Source organism: Fructobacillus broussonetiae, assembly GCF_018437275.1.
Taxonomy (GTDB): Bacteria; Bacillota; Bacilli; order Lactobacillales; family Lactobacillaceae; genus Fructobacillus; species Fructobacillus broussonetiae.
The window spans coordinates 54,477-70,293 of the sequence record NZ_JAAMFK010000001.1; the positions used below are offsets into that span (position 1 = coordinate 54,477).

Below are 15,817 nucleotides of genomic sequence, written 5' to 3' on the forward strand. Positions count from 1 at the left end.
GATTTGTATCGAAAACGAGTGCACAAACGCGCTCGTTTTTTGCTAAATCCGTGAAAAATATATAAAACACGATATAATAAAAAATATGACAGAACTGTATGATATTCACTATCCATTGGATGAAAACAATTTCATAGCAACGGACCAGGTCATCGCGATGGGGTACTTCGACGGGGTGCACAGGGGCCACCAGGCGGTGATTGCTGAAGCGAAGAAGAAGGCGGAGGAAATGGGATTGCCGCTTTCGGTGCTGACGTACACGCCGTACCCGGGATTGGTGTTTGAAAAAAAGGAATTGCCATGGCATGACTTGACGCCAATCGCGGAAAAAGTCGCCCTCCTAAGCTCTCTCGGTGTCGATCGCGTCTACCGACTCAATCTCACCTCGAAGCTTGCCGGGCTCCAACCGACAGCTTTCGTGCAAAACGTCCTCTTGCCCCTAAAAGCAAAGGCGGTCGTAGCTGGATTTGACCACTACTATGGCGCAAAGGACCTGCAGGCGGACATGGCCCACCTGCAAAAGTTTGCAAACGGCGCATTCGACGTGATTGCTGTGCAGAAGCAAACGCTCGGGCAAAACGATAGCCAAAAAATTGCGTCAAGAACAATCCGGAAGCAACTGACAGAAGGCGACCTTGAACAAGTGACAGCAGCCCTTGGCCGCACCCACCACACAACGGGAACGGTGGTGCACGGAGATGCACGTGGTTGCACGCTTGGGTATCCGACGATTAATATCTGGACGCCGGAGACAGAGTTTCTTCCAGGCATAGGTGTGTACGTGGTTCGCGTTGAGGTCGATGGTCAGGAAGTGATGGGGATGGCCTCCATCGGTCGCAACGTGACCTTTGGAGAAGGACGCCCTGTCACGGTTGAGATTAACTTACTCGACTGGAGTGAGATGATCTATGGTGAACCGGTAAAGGTTCACTGGGAGCACCGGCTTCGTGGTGAAGTGGCCTTTGAATCCGTGGACGGACTAATCGCGCAATTAGAAAATGACGAAGCAAACACTAGAAAATACTTCGGAAAAAGCTGAGGAAACTCAGCTTTTTTTATTTTGTCTGCTAATTGAACAACAAAAAGGCGACATTAATAAATCAGTAAAAGCAGTTGAAAACTTTGATTTATCAACCTTTTCGATGCGGGCGAAGAAAAGTCTCAAAAGCAAAATTAGCACTCGAATAAAAAGAGTGCTAAAAAGGGTTGCATTCTATATAATGGCGTGTATAATTTAAATTAGCAGTTGAGGTAATCGAGTGCTAAAGATAGAAAAGAAGGTGTTGTGGTGCTGACCGAACGTCAAAAGCTGATACTAGCGGCCATCATTTACCAGTACACACAAACGGCCCACGCAGTTGGGTCGAAGACCTTACACGATCAGTTGAATATCGATGTTTCGCCAGCGACGATTCGTAACGAAATGTCTTATTTGGAAGACGCAGACCTTCTAACGAAGCTGCACACTTCCGCTGGACGTGTACCGTCTTTGGAAGGGTACCGTTACTACCTGGACAACTTAATGATTTCTTCCGGGGTTTCCCCAGAGGACGTTAAACGGGTTGCTAACCAGATTCACGGGAATTTCCATGAGCTGGATGATTTCTTAGATCAAACCGCAAAGTTCCTGGCGAAGGAAACAGGGTTAACGGCCTTGGTGTTGAAGCCAAAACCGATTAACCTGAAGATTTCTTCCTTCCAATTGATACCGTTAGAAAACCGGCAAGTGATTGCCGTTCTGGCGACATCGGATGGAAAGGTAACTTCCCAGACTTTCCGGTTGCCTAAGGAAGTGACGCTCGATTCGCTGGACGGGATGGTGAGCTACATTAACGCTCAGATGGTTGGGCGACCGGTGCACGAGGTGTTGTCATTGATGACATCTGAGCAGTTGCCGGTCTTGCTTTCAAGAAACATTGAAAGCCCAGCTGCCTTTCTGCAACTCTTCGGTGATGTCTTGGCCCGTTCGGTGGCTGAGACGGTGCACCTGGGTGGTCGGCTGAACCTCTTGGAGGTGGCAGATGACGCTTACCTGGATGTGAAGACGGCCAGAAAGGTTCTGGAACTTTTCGATGCGCCGGATGCGGTTCGCCACTTGGCAAAGGCCAAGAAGGGGAAGGTAAACATCCGCTTGGGTGATGAGTTGAAGACGCCAATCCTGCAAGACTTCGCGATGTTGTCGACGGCCTTTACGGTCGGAAACGATGACAGCGGGGTGATTGCCTTGGTTGGCCCAATTCGGTTGCCGTACGCGCAACTCGCTCGTTTGCTTTCAGCCTTTGCTTCGGCACTGGATGAGAAACTGATTGAATATGGATAACAAAAAGGAGACTTCTGTGTCTAAGAAAGATCAAGAAAAAGTAGAAGAACAAGAAGTGGTTGATGAAGCCGTGACTGAAGACGCTACGAAGAACGCCGACGCCAAGGCAGAAGAAGCCAAGGAAAAGGATCAGGTCGCTGAATTGAAGGAAGCCTTGGAAAAGAAGGACGACGAGTTGCTTCGTGCACAGGCTGAGATACAAAACATTCAGACCCGAAATGCACGAGAAATCGCAAACATCCGCAAGTATGATGGCCAGAAGTTGGCGGAATCAATCTTGCCGGTGGTCGATAACTTGGAACGTGCGCTGGCCGTTGAAACGGACGGCGACGACAAGGTGGCTCAGATCCACAAGGGCGTTGAGATTACGTTGAAGACGATGAAGGCGGCGTTGACGGAACACGGTATCGAAGAAGTGGGAAAGGTCGGCGACGACTTTGATCCGAATACGATGCAGGGTGTGCAGTCGGTGCCGGCTGAAGGAGACGTGAAGGCTGACCAAGTGGCGGCGGTGTTGCAAAAGGGTTATAAGTTGCAAGACCGAGTGATCCGTCCAGCAATGGTAGCGGTTGCTCAATAAGCACACTTATAAAATTTGCATACCAATTATGTGAAAACGCCACTTCGTGGCTCACAAACGCGGTGGAAAGTCGCCGATCACACGCCGACTTCCCCATGGTGATTCAGCGTCTAACGCACCACACCGAAAAAAGCTAACGATTGTTTATCAAAGAAAGAAAGGGTAGTACTTATGTCAAAGATTATTGGAATTGATTTAGGAACAACGAACTCTGCTGTTGCCGTATTGGAAGGTGGCAAGCCAAAGATTATTACTAACCCAGACGGTGCCCGCACGACACCATCTGTTGTGTCATTTAAGAACGGTGAAACCCAAGTGGGTGACGTCGCAAAGCGTCAAGCCATCACGAACCCAGACACGATTTCATCAATCAAGTCACACATGGGAGAAGCTGGCTACAAGGTTAAGATTCAAGACAAGGAATACACGCCACAAGAAATCTCAGCGATGATCTTGCAATACATCAAGGGATACGCTGAAGACTACTTGGGTGAAAAGGTTGACCAGGCCGTTATCACGGTTCCTGCATACTTTAACGATGCCCAACGTCAAGCAACCAAGGATGCTGGTAAGATTGCCGGTTTGAAGGTTGAACGTATCATTAACGAACCAACGGCCGCATCATTGGCTTACGGTTTGGATAAGTTGGACAAGGACGAAAAGATCTTGGTTTACGATTTGGGTGGAGGAACGTTTGATGTTTCTGTCCTCGAATTGGGAGACGGTGTCTTCGAAGTATTGTCAACAAACGGTGACACGCACCTCGGTGGTGACAACTTTGATCAAAAGATCATCGATTACTTGGCAGACGAATTCAAGAAGGAAAACGGTATCGACTTGACGCAAGACAAGTTGGCCTTGCAACGTTTGAAGGATGCTGCTGAAACGGCAAAGAAGACGTTGTCTTCAGCTACTGAAGCACAAATCGACTTGCCATTTATCGCATCTGGTGACCAAGGCCCATTGCACTTGCAAACGTCACTCACGCGTGCAAAGTTCAACGAACTCACTGCTGACTTGGTTAAGAAGGCCGAACAACCAGTTATGAACGCCTTGAAGGATGCTGGTTTGTCATTCTCAGACATCGACGAAGTTATTTTGAACGGTGGATCAACTCGTATCCCAGCAGTTCAAGACTCAGTTAAGAAGATGACTGGTAAGGAACCAAACCACTCAATCAACCCTGATGAAGCCGTTGCTCTTGGAGCCGCTGTTCAAGGTGGTGTGATTACTGGTGATGTTAAGGACGTTGTCCTCTTGGATGTTACGCCATTGTCACTTGGTATCGAAACGATGGGTGGTGTCTTCACGAAGTTGATCGAACGTAACACGACGATCCCAACTTCTAAGTCACAAGTCTTCTCAACGGCCGCTGATAACCAACCAGCCGTTGACATCCACGTCTTGCAAGGTGAACGTTCAATGGCTGCTGATAACAAGACATTGGGTCGTTTCCAATTGGCAGACATTCCTGCCGCTCCACGTGGTGTCCCACAAATCGAAGTTACCTTCGATATTGACCGTAACGGAATCGTTAACGTTTCCGCTAAGGACTTGGGAACGCAAAAGGAACAAAAGATTACCATTCAAGCTGCCGGTGGTTTGTCAGACGAAGAAATCGAAAAGATGATGAACGACGCCAAGGCAAACGAAGAAGCCGACAACAAGAAGAAGGAAAACGTTGAAACTCGTAACAACGCCGACCAATTGATCTTCCAAACTGAAAAGACGTTGGAAGAAGTTGGTGACAAGTTGTCTGAAGACGAAGTAAAGCCAACGAAGGATGCTTTGGAAGACTTGAAGAAGGCCAAGGAAGACGCATCTGCTGAAGATGCTGACTTGACTGACTTGAAGGAAAAGTCCGACGCATTGTCAAAGGTTGCTTCAGAACTCGCAACGAAGCTTTACCAACAAGCTCAACAAGCACAAGGTGGAGCAGAAGGTGCCCAAGGTCAACAAGGCCAAGCACAAGATGACAACACCGTTGACGGAGACTTCGAAGAAGTTAACGATGACGACAAGAAGTAATTCAATCCCGGCGTAAAAGCCAAAAGGATTGAACGACTTCAATTAAAACAAGGACGTTTTCAAAGGCGTCCTTGTTGTACATATCAAGAAATAAAGGAGTTGCTCGTGAATAATACAGAATTTTACGATCGCTTGGGTGTTTCAAAGACAGCCAGCCAGGACGAATTAAAAAAGACCTACCGAAAGCTTTCCAAGAAGTACCACCCCGATTTGAACCATGAACCGGGTGCTGAAGAAAAGTACAAGGAAGTACAAGAAGCTTGGGAAACGTTGGGTGACCCACAAAAGCGTCAACAATACGACCAATTTGGTGCAGCCGGTGCCAACGGCCAGGGTGGCTTTGGCGGATTCGGTGGCGGCGGAGCACAAGGCTTCGGCGACTTCTCCGATTTGGGTGATATCTTTAGCCAGATGTTTGGTGGCGGATTCCAGCAGGATCCAAATGCCCCTCGTAAGGGACGTGACTTGCAGTACCGCATGCACTTGACTTTTGAAGAGGCCATCTTCGGAACTGAAAAGCACGTGAAGTACCAGAAGTCTCAGGGCGATTCAAAGCAACACGAAGTGAAGGTGAAGGTGCCTGCTGGTGTTGAGACTGGTCAACAAATGCGTTTGGCTGGCCAAGGTGAACCTGGCGTTAACGGTGGACCAAGTGGAGACTTGTTCGTTGTCTTCTCAGTCGGGGCCTCAAAGGAAGGCTTCGAACGTGATGGGGCGGATATTTACTTGGCACAAGACATCGACTTTGTGACGGCGGCAATGGGTGCTGAAATCACGGTAAAGACGGTGCACGGTGACGTGAAGATGAAGGTGCCAGCTGGTACGCAAAACGGACGTCGCTTCCGTTTGGCCGGTAAGGGTGCGCCACGTTTGCGCGGATCCGGTTACGGTAGCCAGTACGTTGTCATCAACGTGACGGTGCCAAAGAAGTTGAACAAGGACCAGAAGAATGCTTTGAAGTCCTTTGCGGAAGCTTCAGCTAAAAAGTAAAAAACAAAAAGAGGCTCGGGTGTTTCACACTCGAACCTCTTTTTTATCACCGCATACCAACAATATCCCACGTAAAAAGGCCCGTGTTCCGACGGGCCTTTTTAGATAAAGAAAAAGCCCACCTTTTGGTGAGCTTTTTTATTAGACGTTTAAACGTACTTTGTATTGTCGTCGACTTCCCAAGGGTGAGCCTTGTCGATGTGATCGTAATACAACTTACCGTGCAAGTGATCGATTTCGTGTTGGAAAACGATGGCAGGGTAGTTGCGCAAAGTCTTTTCGTACGTGTCACCCGTTTCGTCTTGGTAACGAACCTTAATCTTCTTTGAACGGGGAACGAATCCTGGTACGTCTTGGTCGACGGACAAGCAACCTTCACCGGTTTCAAGGGCCGTGCGGCCGACCGTTTCAGAGATGATAACGGGGTTGAAGATCACGCCCTTGAAGTATGGTTCTTCGTCTTCTTCGGCAGGGTCTTCTGACGGGATAAGAATGGCCGCCATTTGCAATGATTCGCCGACCTGGTTGGCTGCGAGGCCAACGCCTGGGCGCAAACCGTACTTTTCGTTTTCCTCTGGGTCTTGGGAAACAACCAAGTAGGTCATCATGTCTTCAGCCAATTGCTTGTGTTCGGCTGACAATGGGAATGGGACCTTTTCGGCCTGCTTGCGCAAGACGGGGTCGCCATCCTTTGTGATTTTGTCCATGGTAAAACGAATGGTCATGGTTAACTCCTACTTTCTTTAAGTAGGTTTATTATAGCAAAACACGGCTGTTCATGGCAAAGTCAAAGCCGAACAAGGCTGAAGAAAAGTGCGACAAGAACGGCTTTTTGCTGGACTTTGCACCTAGAAATGCCCGTCGGTCCTTGTTACACTAGACCTGTAAAACAAATAAAGGAGTTTGACCATGGCTGATAATTACCAACTACCAATTGATGGGAACTGGAATACGGAAGACATGATTGCTGTTTCAAACCTTGTGGATGCTGTTTTGCAGGTTTACGAGGGTGGTTGCGACCGCAACTACTTGATGGAGACCCACAAGCACTTCGTGCAGGTGATGCCTTCTAAGTCTGAGCAAAAAACCTTTGATCGAGACTTTGAGGAACAAACAGGTTACTCCATTTATAAGACGATGAAAATGGCAAAAGAAAGTGGATCGAAGGTGATTACTGGTGCTTGATCTCAGAGGAGACAAGTTAATTGCGTTAGATCGACGAGTGAGTCAGTGGATTGACGAGCTGTCCAAAGCAACACGACAAAAGCGTGAGAAGCATGACTTGAAGGTTTGCTACAAGGATGGCGACAAGCGAAATCTCGTGACCGACATTGACCGGGAGAATCAAAAAGCACTCATTCAAAAGATCTTAACGCTGGATGAAGAGGCTGCTTTTGTTTGTGAAGAAGCAGGAGAGGCCTGTGCTGAATCAATGGACGGCCAGGTCTGGTTTGTCGATCCAATCGATGGCACGATGAACTTTGTTCAAGAGAATCGGGACTACGCAATCATGCTGGCTTTGTACGAAGACGGAAAACCCATACTTGGCTGGATTTACGATGTGCCCGAAGGGCGACTTTTCCATGGTGGGCCAACGATTGGTACATACAAGGACGGTGAGAAGTTACCACCTGTACAAGACGAGTCCCTTTCGAATTCGGTCGTTATCGTTTCCGGTCGGCGGTTGGTGAGCGGTGAAAAGCCATACGCGCAGTTGGCAAAGAAAGCCCTGGCTTACCGGGTTCTTGGATCAGCTGGTATCACGTTTACCAGACTCTTAGTTGGGTCGGCAACCGCCTATCTTTCTAAATTATTACCATGGGATTTGGCGGCCGGCCGAGCGCTTGCTGAAGGGCTTGGCTACGAGGTTAAAAACCTTGACTGTTCTAGTCCTAATATGCTATTATCAAACACAGTATTAATCGCTACAACCAAGATTCATCGCGAATTGGTCAAGATGTTGAAAGACTAGGGGAGAGCCCTAGTCTTTCTTGTGAGTAGCGCAAATAAAGGAGCATTAAATTGGCAAATCTTCGCGAAGATATTCGTAATATTGCAATCATCGCCCACGTCGATCACGGAAAGACGACGTTGGTGAACGAATTGCTTAAGCAATCTGACACAATGGACGCCCGTAAGGAAGCTGCCTTGGACGACCGTGCCATGGATACGAACGACATCGAAAAGGAACGTGGAATCACGATCCTTTCAAAGAACACGGCCGTTCGTGTTGGCGACAAGCAAATTAACATCTTGGATACCCCAGGCCACGCCGACTTCGGTGGAGAAGTTGAACGTATCATGGGAATGGTTGACGGAGTTCTCTTGGTTGTCGACGCCTTTGAAGGAACGATGCCACAGACACGTTTTGTTTTGAAGAAGGCCTTCGAACAACACTTGACGCCAATCGTTATCGTTAACAAGGTGGACCGTCCAGGTGCCCGTCCGGCAGAAGTTGTCGACGAAGTGCTTGACTTGTTCATCGAATTGGGTGCGGACGAAGAAGACTTGGACTTCCCAGTTATCTTTGCTTCAGCCATGAACGGAACCACTTCAATGGATCCTGAAGTTGACACGCAAGAACACACGATGGAACCTATCTTTAAGACGGTCTTCGAAACGATTCCTGCACCAGTTGACAACTCAGACGAACCATTGCAGTTCCAAGTTGCCATGCTTGACTATAACGACTTCGTTGGTCGTATCGGTATCGGACGTGTTAAGCGCGGAACAATCAAGGTCGGTGACAACGTTACGGTTATGAAGAAGGATGGAACGCAACAGAACTTCCGTGTTACGAAGTTGTCTGGTTTCATCGGTTTGGACCAAGTTGAAATCAACGAAGCCAAGGCTGGTGACTTGATTGCCGTTTCAGGTATGGAAGACATCAACGTTGGTGAAACGGTTGCTGATCCACAACACCCTGAAGCATTGCCATTGCTTCGTATCGACGAACCTACTTTGCAAATGACTTTCCGTCAAAACGACAGCCCCTTTGCTGGACGTGAAGGAAAGTACGTTACGGCCCGTCAAATCGAAGACCGTTTGCAACGTGAATTGCACACCGACGTTTCACTCCGTGTTAACGATACGGATCAAGCGGGTGTTTGGTCAGTTTCTGGACGTGGTGAATTGCACTTGTCTATCTTGATCGAAAACATGCGTCGTGAAGGCTTCGAATTGCAAGCTTCACGTCCACAGGTTATCTACCGTGACATCGATGGTGTTACGTCAGAACCATACGAAGAAGTTCAAATCGATACGCCTGATGAATACTCATCAGCCGTTATCGATTCATTGAACCAACGTAAGGGTGAAATGCAAAACATGGAGTCAGTTGGAAACGGCCAGACTCGTTTGACTTACATGGCTCCTTCACGTGGTTTGATCGGTTACTCAACTGAATTCATGACTGCAACGCACGGTTACGGAATCTACAACCACACGTATGCAGAATACCGCCCAATGGTTAAGAACTGGGCTCCAGGACGTCGTAACGGTGCCTTGGTCTCAATTAACCAAGGACAAACGACGAACTACGCCATCATGGGTGTTGAAGATCGTGGACAAATGTTCGTTGGTGCCGGAATCGACGTATACGAAGGTATGGTTGTGGGTATGAACGCCCGTGACAACGATATCTCAGTTAACGTTACGAAGGCTAAGCCACAGTCTAACGTTCGTTCATCTAACAAGGACCAAACGGCTTCTATCAAGACGCCTCGCGACATGAGCCTTGAAGCATCACTTGAATTCTTGAACGATGACGAATACGTTGAAGTAACGCCAGAAAACGTTCGTATCCGTAAGGAAATCTTGAACACTTCTGAACGTGAAAAGGCTGCAAAGCGCAAGAACAAGTAATCACTTTACTTGCCCGCTCGAAATGTTGAAATCAACGCTTTGAGCGGTCTGATGGAGATATGGCACAATCTGGTACTGCAGCGGACTCGAAATCCGTCGAGCCGTCGTATGGCGGTGTGCGGGTTCAAATCCCGCTATCTCCTTAAGACAAATCAAAAGAGGATGAGCTTTTGCTCATCCTTTTTTTGTTGTTTTCCAAAGTCAGACCCGAATCATGCTACCATTAGAGAAGACATTTTCCGAAGGTGACAATCACATGCAAAATTACATCTTTGAGAATCCCGAAGATTGATTGAATATATAATTGAGTAAAATGGAAGCGAATGGGAGCTCATTCGCTTTTTTATTTTGCGTGTCCTAAACGACATCAAATGATGAATTCTTTTGACAATATTTATTTGAGCTATGTAAAATAACGATAGAAACAACGTGTTGCGTTGTTTCGGAAGTAAAGTGTGTTCGGTCAGCAACATGCTCCCGCCGTCGGGATAATGACGGAGGTCGTCTCAATCGTGACTTCTACGGTTCGCTGACAATACATATTTCTTAACCGAGGAAGTTCCTCGGTTTTTTATATGGAAAAAGGTGATAAATGAAAGAGATTTTAGATGATTACCGAACAAGCTTTTGCAAGTACACTGCAGAAATAAAAACAAGTCAAGAAGAATTCCATGTTGTATTTGAGGAAAAGCAACTGCCTCACTTACTTGGGTTTCATAAATTGTTAAATATACCCAAAGGCGCTAAGAAGATATTAGGAAAAGTTGATAAAGGAGAATTAACATATACACATGTAAAAGCTGATCCAAATTATTATCTTATTAAAAATAGGATTAATAACTATAAGTTTTTGAGAGAAGTTTTTCATCATAGAAAGATAGAGTTCCTGATGAAGAATACGACAAGGAATCCAAGAAGAATACCAGGTGTACGCGTCATTATTCCTGATTGTATAAGTAAAAAAGATATGATCATACTTGGCTTGTCAGAAGCTAATGGGTATTATATGCCTTCAACACTTTTTTTAATTCGTTGCCCTAATAATTTTATGGATTTACCGAAAATTAAGATTGAAAATATCGAACTTTCTTCTAAAGAAATATAGGAAACGACTAATTTAGTCGTTTCTCTTTATATTGTAAAATTGTCTAAAAAGATATCATTAGTATCGAATATAAATACAGTTTTACTTTTTTAACATTGATGTATCAAAAGAGTATAAATAAATTAAAGGCATTTAAAATAGAATGTTTCTAATAATATGCCAATGGATCTTTTATTTATGGAGGTAAGAGATGAATTTGAATGATTACAAGAAGGCAAGGGAAATCGGGATTGATAGTACGGCATTGAATAACTATGTCGGCTACTCACGAGGTTACTTGGAGCCTGGCAATATTGGTGAAGGCTATTTGACCGGATTGAAGGTCGATGCTGCTGCCACTAAGTTAACTGACGATAATATTCTTGATAACATTTCGTCATACGATCGGGCCGAGGCAAAGAACGCTAATTTGGCTCAGATTAACATGGAGACGGCTTCATCCTTTACTGGACCACAGGGAAACATTATTGGTTTTGATTTCTTGCATAACAAGGCTTTAGATAATCAAAAGCCAATGTTTACGAAAAAGCAATGGGATGGTTCAGAACTACCTATTTATGATGCTAAGCCATTACAAGATGCATTGGTTGAATACTTAGGAACGGTCGATGAACCACGTTTCAAGACTGTTCCAGCTGCCTTTATCACTTGTGCAAACAAGGGAACGATGGCTAAGCGTCCTAAGGAAGACCGTCCATTGAAGCCTGGTGAAGGTTATGGTGTCTGGTCTGCCATTGCTTTGTCCATTGCTGACGATCCTGTCCACCACTCTTCGATGTATGTTGAAGATGCAGGTGTTTGGACAGAGTCTGATAACGAACAGGACTTGATTGATTACTTGAACACGCGAAGAGCCGCAATGGCACAATCCATCGCAAATTGTGGTGAACATGCTAAGACGACCTTTAAGAAAACGTTTATTGGCTTTGCCCACACGATGCTAAAGCCTGGCGAATTCGGTACAGCTATTACGGTTGGACCTTACTTGACGATGCCATTTGACGCTGTACCAAATGCACAGCGGACAAACGCTTCTGCTGAAGATGCGATGAACACGATGCGTCAGTTGAGTTTGCAAGACTGGTTAAAGGAAATGAATTACGAATCAATTGTTGAGAAGAATAATATCACTTATTAATTAAGTCTCTTTCGGAGGAGTATTTTGGCTACAAAACAAGCAAAAAAATTAGGAACAATTGGATTAATCGGTTTGATTGTTCCGGCTATGATTGGTGGTGGAGCGTATGATCTGCCCCAAAACATGGCATCAAATGCTGGATTAATTGGTCAACTACTTGGATGGGCTGTATCAGGTGCCATTATTTGGTGTTTGGTTTACTCATTCTTGTTCTTGTCAAAATTACGACCTGATTATACGTCAGGCCTCTACATGTACGCAGAAGATGGATTTGGTAAATTTACCGGATTCTTTGTCAGTTGGGGCTATTGGATTTGTGAGTGTTTCGCTAACGTCACTTATGCCGTTCTTCTTGCTTCAACATTAGACGCTTTCTTCCCTGGTGTCTTTAAGGGTGGAAACAATCTTAATTCCATCATCTTGGGAACGGTGATTCTTTGGCTAATGACCGCTCTCGTTTTGAAGGGAATTCAAGGTGCTAGTTGGGTCGACAATATTTCAACGGCAGTGATTTTGCTTTCACTCGTCTTCTTCATTGTCAGCATGATTTTTGTCTTTGATCCACAAACCTTTACAACAAACATCATGGGAAGCGAGACGATTTCGCACTTACAAGATACGAACATAGGCTCACTCTTCCACCAAATTAAGAACACCATGATGGTTACCCTTTGGGTCTTTGGTGGTGTTGAAGGTGCCGTTGTCTTGTCAGGCAACGCAAAGAGCCAAAAGAATGTTCGTGATGCCACGAAGTGGGGATTCATCATTTGCTTGATTATCTACGCTGCCGTTTCTGTTTTGGCACTTGGATTCCGCAGTTATGGTGAGATTGCAAACATGGCTTCCCCATCTACCGGGGCTTTGCTATCAATCATTTATGGTCCAATTGGTCGTTTGGTCATCGGAATCAGTGTGATTATCGCGGTTTTGGCTTCTTGGTTGACTTGGGTTTTGTTACTTTCAGAAATGCCACGTGCTGCGGCTAAATCTGGAACCTTCCCACAGTCCTTTAAGAAAGTGAATAAGAACAACATGCCTTCTTATTCCATCGTGGTATCCACAATCGTTATGCAGGTAATCTTGTTCTCAACGGCTTTTGCCGGCAAGGCCTTTAATACCATGTTGACGATTGTTGGAACGATGACTGTTCCACCATACTTGATCTCAATGATGTACCTTTTCAAGATCAGTTTGAATAAAGAATCGTTTAACCCAAGTGGTGCTCAGATTACGTTCTCACGTACGAAGCCACTCGTTTACTCATTCCTTGCGATTTTAGGTACCCTTTATATGGGTTACTCAGCAGGGGTAAAGTACACGGCGCTTTCCTTTATCATTTATGCGCTTGGTATCCCGGTATACATGTGGGCACGTAAGCACATCCCTAGCGAAACGCATTCAACGATCTTTACGAAGTATGAAAAGATCTTTATTATCTGTATTCTTGCGGTTGCGATTATTAGCTTACTGATTATGTATGCATAGGATGTTAAATGGATAAGTTTAGAAAACAAGTGAATCACTTGATTGAAAATGAAAAAATCAATCCCGCTAAAATCCTTTTCGGAAAAGATGAAAAGGGACAAGACGCTTGTGTTTTTTTCGATACCAATTATCTGTATATCAAGACGGAAAGTACGTTTGAAAAGGTTCTGCGTGAGCAGGGAATTTCGACAAAGTTCATTTCTGGCGCGCCAGAAGGAGCACTGTTGATTCAAACACCTGAATTAACGTTGTCTTTGCATGAGATTCATGAAGGACGAGTGTATGACTTTACTCAAACGCTTGATCCAAAATCAATCTACAAAGCGTCATACAATGCGACAGAGCCGTTGCAAAATAGCGTATTAACGAATCCTGAACATGCTGAACTGATTGATCAGCTCCGTTATGAATTACAGACGGGACAAATATCCCAACACGATTATGATTCCTTAAATCCTGTTTTACCAAAAGCTGGTAAGTAATAGGAAATGTTAAAGGACCAGTTTTAGTTCAACTTTAACTGGTCCTTTTTTATTGTCCTTTTATAGAAAAAAGTTTTTATATTGGCTATTCATAATCTTCAATTTTTAAGAGATTTCTGAGTTAATACGTTAACAATACGTGCAATGGGGAGAGCAAATGCAAAACTTTATCTTTGATTTTGATGGTACGTTAGCTAATTCTGGGAAAACTGGCGTCCTCGCCACGCAAGCGGCCTTTAAAGAAGAGGGGTACGCAGCCCCTTCTGAAGAAGACATCAACTACTACATGGGGATTCCAATTGAGGTTTCCTTTAAGAAGATGTTGCCAAGCGCCGTGTCCGAATCTGACTTTGACAGGCTCTTAGAGACCTTCAGAAAGCACTACCGTAGTTTAGAGGCAGAGAACTTGGTGCTCTTTCCCCGCATTATGGAGACGCTCGAGGAGCTTGTGAGCGAAGAAAAGAAGCTCTATGTGGTTTCTAGTAAGCACTCAACTGCGCTCCTGCGAAACTTGGAGACCCTTGGGATTAATCAACTCTTTACCAAGGTTATTGGCTCTGATCATGTTGAGCACTTTAAGCCTGCACCAGATGGTGTGCTCGCTGTGATTGAAAGTGGTCACTTGAATAAGGACGATTCCATTATGATTGGCGATGCCATTTTCGACCTTCAAATGGGAAAGAGCGCTGGTGTCCATACTGGTGCTGTTGCTTGGGGCGCCCATGATGTCAAGGCGCTGAAGTCAGAACAACCGGACTATGTTTTTGAAGATGCCAAGGATTGGTTGAACATATAATTGAGAAAAGAAAAGCGAATGAGCGTTGCTCATCCGCTTTTTTATTTTGCGTGTCCTAATCGACATTGAAAGTTGATTTTTCTTGCTTATCTCTCAAGACGGCCATAAGATAACGGTGTAAATAGCGCTATAGCAAGAACAGTCACTTAGATGTCGGAATTTATCTGACACCTGCATACCGTTTCTATTGAGATAGAAACAGAAAAGGAGAATGTTATGACAGGTAAAGAAAAGAGTTTGCAACTTGCACGAAAGTTTAAAGAGCAAGCCAAAAACGAAACCATTGAAGATGTACATGAACGCTGGCGGAAAGTTTTTTTCCCAACGAAAGAGGAGTCGGATGCCAACGGAGCTAAGTTAAAAGCCCGGTTCGAAAAAGTAGAAAAGCAGTTTAATCGAATGATGAAAGCGGTGGAAAATGGAGAAATCAAACTTTGAGGTTTACCCAGTTTCCTCACTGATAGAAACAGAACAGTTCGACAACTATACTTGTGGTAATCAAAAACTCGATTATTTTACAAAACAGGGTTATAAGGAGTTGGAAAAGAACCACGTAACCGCTCTGACCTCTGTTTATTGCGAAGATAATTTAGTTGGTTTATATGCTTTATGTGCTTCGGAAAGTACAGATACCTTTGTGGATATCAATCGTCAACGAACTTTCGGGGGGGGCGAGCATATATCGTTCCATTCCGGTTATTAAGATTGACCATTTATCGGTAATCAAGTCTCGACAACATGACGTATTGAACGAGCGCTGGCATTTTGGGACCATGATTCTAGAGTATATTTTTCGAATGTTATTAGACATCGGCACGGAGCACGGTGTAGCTTTTGCTGGTGTCGTCGTTGATAGCATTCCTGATGCAATCGACTTTTACTTAAAAAATGGATTTGGATATGTTAATTTGCAAGAGGAAAAAGCAATGAATCGAGAAACGTATAAACTTGGTATTAGTTACGACGATATGCTCAAAGCCTATGACTGATCAGACAGTCGTAGCAAGTTATTTAAAAAAAGAGAAACAC

17 protein-coding genes and 1 tRNA gene are annotated in these 15,817 nt (G+C 45.0%); 17 read left to right on the forward strand and 1 reads right to left on the reverse strand.

Translation table 11 applies throughout. The features are described 5' to 3' along the window. Positions 1–85: 85 nt before the first annotated feature. The 5 genes from ribF to G6R29_RS00250 all read left to right on the forward strand — a co-directional run bounded on the left by ribF (position 86) and on the right by G6R29_RS00250 (position 5,918). Positions 86–1,039: a riboflavin biosynthesis protein RibF gene (ribF, locus tag G6R29_RS00230; RefSeq protein ID WP_213808352.1), complete on the forward strand. Its 954-nt coding sequence runs from the start codon at positions 86–88 to the stop codon at positions 1,037–1,039. Between the two features lie 249 nt (positions 1,040–1,288). Then, on the forward strand, positions 1,289–2,320 hold the full coding sequence (gene hrcA / locus G6R29_RS00235) for a heat-inducible transcriptional repressor HrcA (protein ID WP_213808589.1): 1,032 nt from the start codon (positions 1,289–1,291) through the stop codon (positions 2,318–2,320). After that, complete coding sequence (grpE, locus tag G6R29_RS00240; protein WP_213808353.1) at positions 2,313–2,900, forward strand: nucleotide exchange factor GrpE; 588 nt, start codon at positions 2,313–2,315, stop codon at positions 2,898–2,900. Before hrcA ends, grpE begins: the two co-directional genes overlap by 8 nt. Before the next feature lie 171 nt (positions 2,901–3,071). Next, positions 3,072–4,928 carry a molecular chaperone DnaK gene (dnaK, locus tag G6R29_RS00245; protein WP_213808354.1) on the forward strand — a complete coding sequence of 619 codons (1,857 nt, stop codon included), beginning with the start codon at positions 3,072–3,074 and terminating at the stop codon, positions 4,926–4,928. A 105-nt stretch (positions 4,929–5,033) separates the two neighbouring features. Beyond that, positions 5,034–5,918 carry a DnaJ C-terminal domain-containing protein gene (locus G6R29_RS00250; protein ID WP_213808355.1) on the forward strand — a complete coding sequence of 295 codons (885 nt, stop codon included), beginning with the start codon at positions 5,034–5,036 and terminating at the stop codon, positions 5,916–5,918. A 149-nt stretch (positions 5,919–6,067) separates the two neighbouring features. Here G6R29_RS00250 and def read toward each other — a convergent pair whose 3' ends face one another. Next, positions 6,068–6,643 (reverse strand): peptide deformylase, encoded by a 576-nt coding sequence (def, locus tag G6R29_RS00255; RefSeq protein WP_213808356.1) that lies wholly within the window; start codon positions 6,641–6,643, stop codon positions 6,068–6,070. Positions 6,644–6,827: 184 nt separating this feature from the next. Between def and G6R29_RS00260 the strand changes: the two genes are divergently transcribed. The 12 genes from G6R29_RS00260 (at position 6,828) to G6R29_RS00315 (ending at position 15,777) form a co-directional block, all read left to right on the forward strand. Then, positions 6,828–7,103, forward strand: a complete 276-nt coding sequence (locus G6R29_RS00260) for a UPF0223 family protein (protein ID WP_213808357.1) — start codon at positions 6,828–6,830, stop codon at positions 7,101–7,103. Next, positions 7,096–7,890 carry an inositol monophosphatase family protein gene (locus tag G6R29_RS00265; protein WP_213808358.1) on the forward strand — a complete coding sequence of 265 codons (795 nt, stop codon included), beginning with the start codon at positions 7,096–7,098 and terminating at the stop codon, positions 7,888–7,890. Before G6R29_RS00260 ends, G6R29_RS00265 begins: the two co-directional genes overlap by 8 nt. A gap of 50 nt (positions 7,891–7,940) precedes the next feature. Beyond that, a complete protein-coding gene (gene typA, locus G6R29_RS00270; protein WP_213808359.1) occupies positions 7,941–9,782 on the forward strand; it encodes a translational GTPase TypA in 1,842 nt (613 codons plus the stop codon). 53 nt (positions 9,783–9,835) lie between these two features. Further along, positions 9,836–9,925 (forward strand) — tRNA-Ser (locus tag G6R29_RS00275). 449 nt (positions 9,926–10,374) lie between these two features. Continuing rightward, complete coding sequence (locus G6R29_RS00280) at positions 10,375–10,887, forward strand: PBECR4 domain-containing protein (RefSeq protein ID WP_213808360.1); 513 nt, start codon at positions 10,375–10,377, stop codon at positions 10,885–10,887. 190 nt (positions 10,888–11,077) lie between these two features. Next, positions 11,078–12,025, forward strand: coding sequence for a histidine decarboxylase, pyruvoyl type (gene hdcA, locus G6R29_RS00285; protein WP_213808361.1), 948 nt, complete (start codon positions 11,078–11,080; stop codon positions 12,023–12,025). Between the two features lie 24 nt (positions 12,026–12,049). Continuing rightward, positions 12,050–13,510: a basic amino acid/polyamine antiporter gene (locus tag G6R29_RS00290; RefSeq protein WP_213808362.1), complete on the forward strand. Its 1,461-nt coding sequence runs from the start codon at positions 12,050–12,052 to the stop codon at positions 13,508–13,510. Between the two features lie 8 nt (positions 13,511–13,518). After that, positions 13,519–13,992, forward strand: coding sequence for a histidine decarboxylase maturation protein HdcB (gene hdcB / locus G6R29_RS00295; protein WP_213808363.1), 474 nt, complete (start codon positions 13,519–13,521; stop codon positions 13,990–13,992). Positions 13,993–14,149: 157 nt separating this feature from the next. After that, positions 14,150–14,788: an HAD family hydrolase gene (locus tag G6R29_RS00300; RefSeq protein WP_213808364.1), complete on the forward strand. Its 639-nt coding sequence runs from the start codon at positions 14,150–14,152 to the stop codon at positions 14,786–14,788. 216 nt (positions 14,789–15,004) lie between these two features. Next, complete coding sequence (locus G6R29_RS00305; protein WP_213808365.1) at positions 15,005–15,226, forward strand: hypothetical protein; 222 nt, start codon at positions 15,005–15,007, stop codon at positions 15,224–15,226. Further along, entirely contained in the window at positions 15,207–15,491 is a 285-nt protein-coding gene (locus tag G6R29_RS00310) for a hypothetical protein (RefSeq protein ID WP_213808366.1), read from the forward strand. Before G6R29_RS00305 ends, G6R29_RS00310 begins: the two co-directional genes overlap by 20 nt. A 94-nt stretch (positions 15,492–15,585) precedes the next feature. Next, positions 15,586–15,777, forward strand: a complete 192-nt coding sequence (locus G6R29_RS00315; RefSeq protein WP_213808367.1) for a hypothetical protein — start codon at positions 15,586–15,588, stop codon at positions 15,775–15,777. Positions 15,778–15,817: the final 40 nt, after the last annotated feature.

Excerpts from the sequence above, each read along its gene's own strand:
- ribF (WP_213808352.1), top strand. The coding sequence starts at position 86 with ATGACAGAACTGTATGATATTCACTATCCATTGGATGAAAACAATTTC.
- grpE (WP_213808353.1), top strand. The coding sequence starts at position 2,313 with ATGGATAACAAAAAGGAGACTTCTGTGTCTAAGAAAGATCAAGAAAAA.
- dnaK (WP_213808354.1), top strand. The coding sequence starts at position 3,072 with ATGTCAAAGATTATTGGAATTGATTTAGGAACAACGAACTCTGCTGTT.
- def (WP_213808356.1), bottom strand. The coding sequence starts at position 6,643 with ATGACCATTCGTTTTACCATGGACAAAATCACAAAGGATGGCGACCCC.
- G6R29_RS00260 (WP_213808357.1), top strand. The coding sequence starts at position 6,828 with ATGGCTGATAATTACCAACTACCAATTGATGGGAACTGGAATACGGAA.
- G6R29_RS00280 (WP_213808360.1), top strand. The coding sequence starts at position 10,375 with ATGAAAGAGATTTTAGATGATTACCGAACAAGCTTTTGCAAGTACACT.
- hdcA (WP_213808361.1), top strand. The coding sequence starts at position 11,078 with ATGAATTTGAATGATTACAAGAAGGCAAGGGAAATCGGGATTGATAGT.
- hdcB (WP_213808363.1), top strand. The coding sequence starts at position 13,519 with ATGGATAAGTTTAGAAAACAAGTGAATCACTTGATTGAAAATGAAAAA.
- G6R29_RS00300 (WP_213808364.1), top strand. The coding sequence starts at position 14,150 with ATGCAAAACTTTATCTTTGATTTTGATGGTACGTTAGCTAATTCTGGG.
- G6R29_RS00305 (WP_213808365.1), top strand. The coding sequence starts at position 15,005 with ATGACAGGTAAAGAAAAGAGTTTGCAACTTGCACGAAAGTTTAAAGAG.
- G6R29_RS00310 (WP_213808366.1), top strand. The coding sequence starts at position 15,207 with ATGGAGAAATCAAACTTTGAGGTTTACCCAGTTTCCTCACTGATAGAA.
- G6R29_RS00315 (WP_213808367.1), top strand. The coding sequence starts at position 15,586 with ATGTTATTAGACATCGGCACGGAGCACGGTGTAGCTTTTGCTGGTGTC.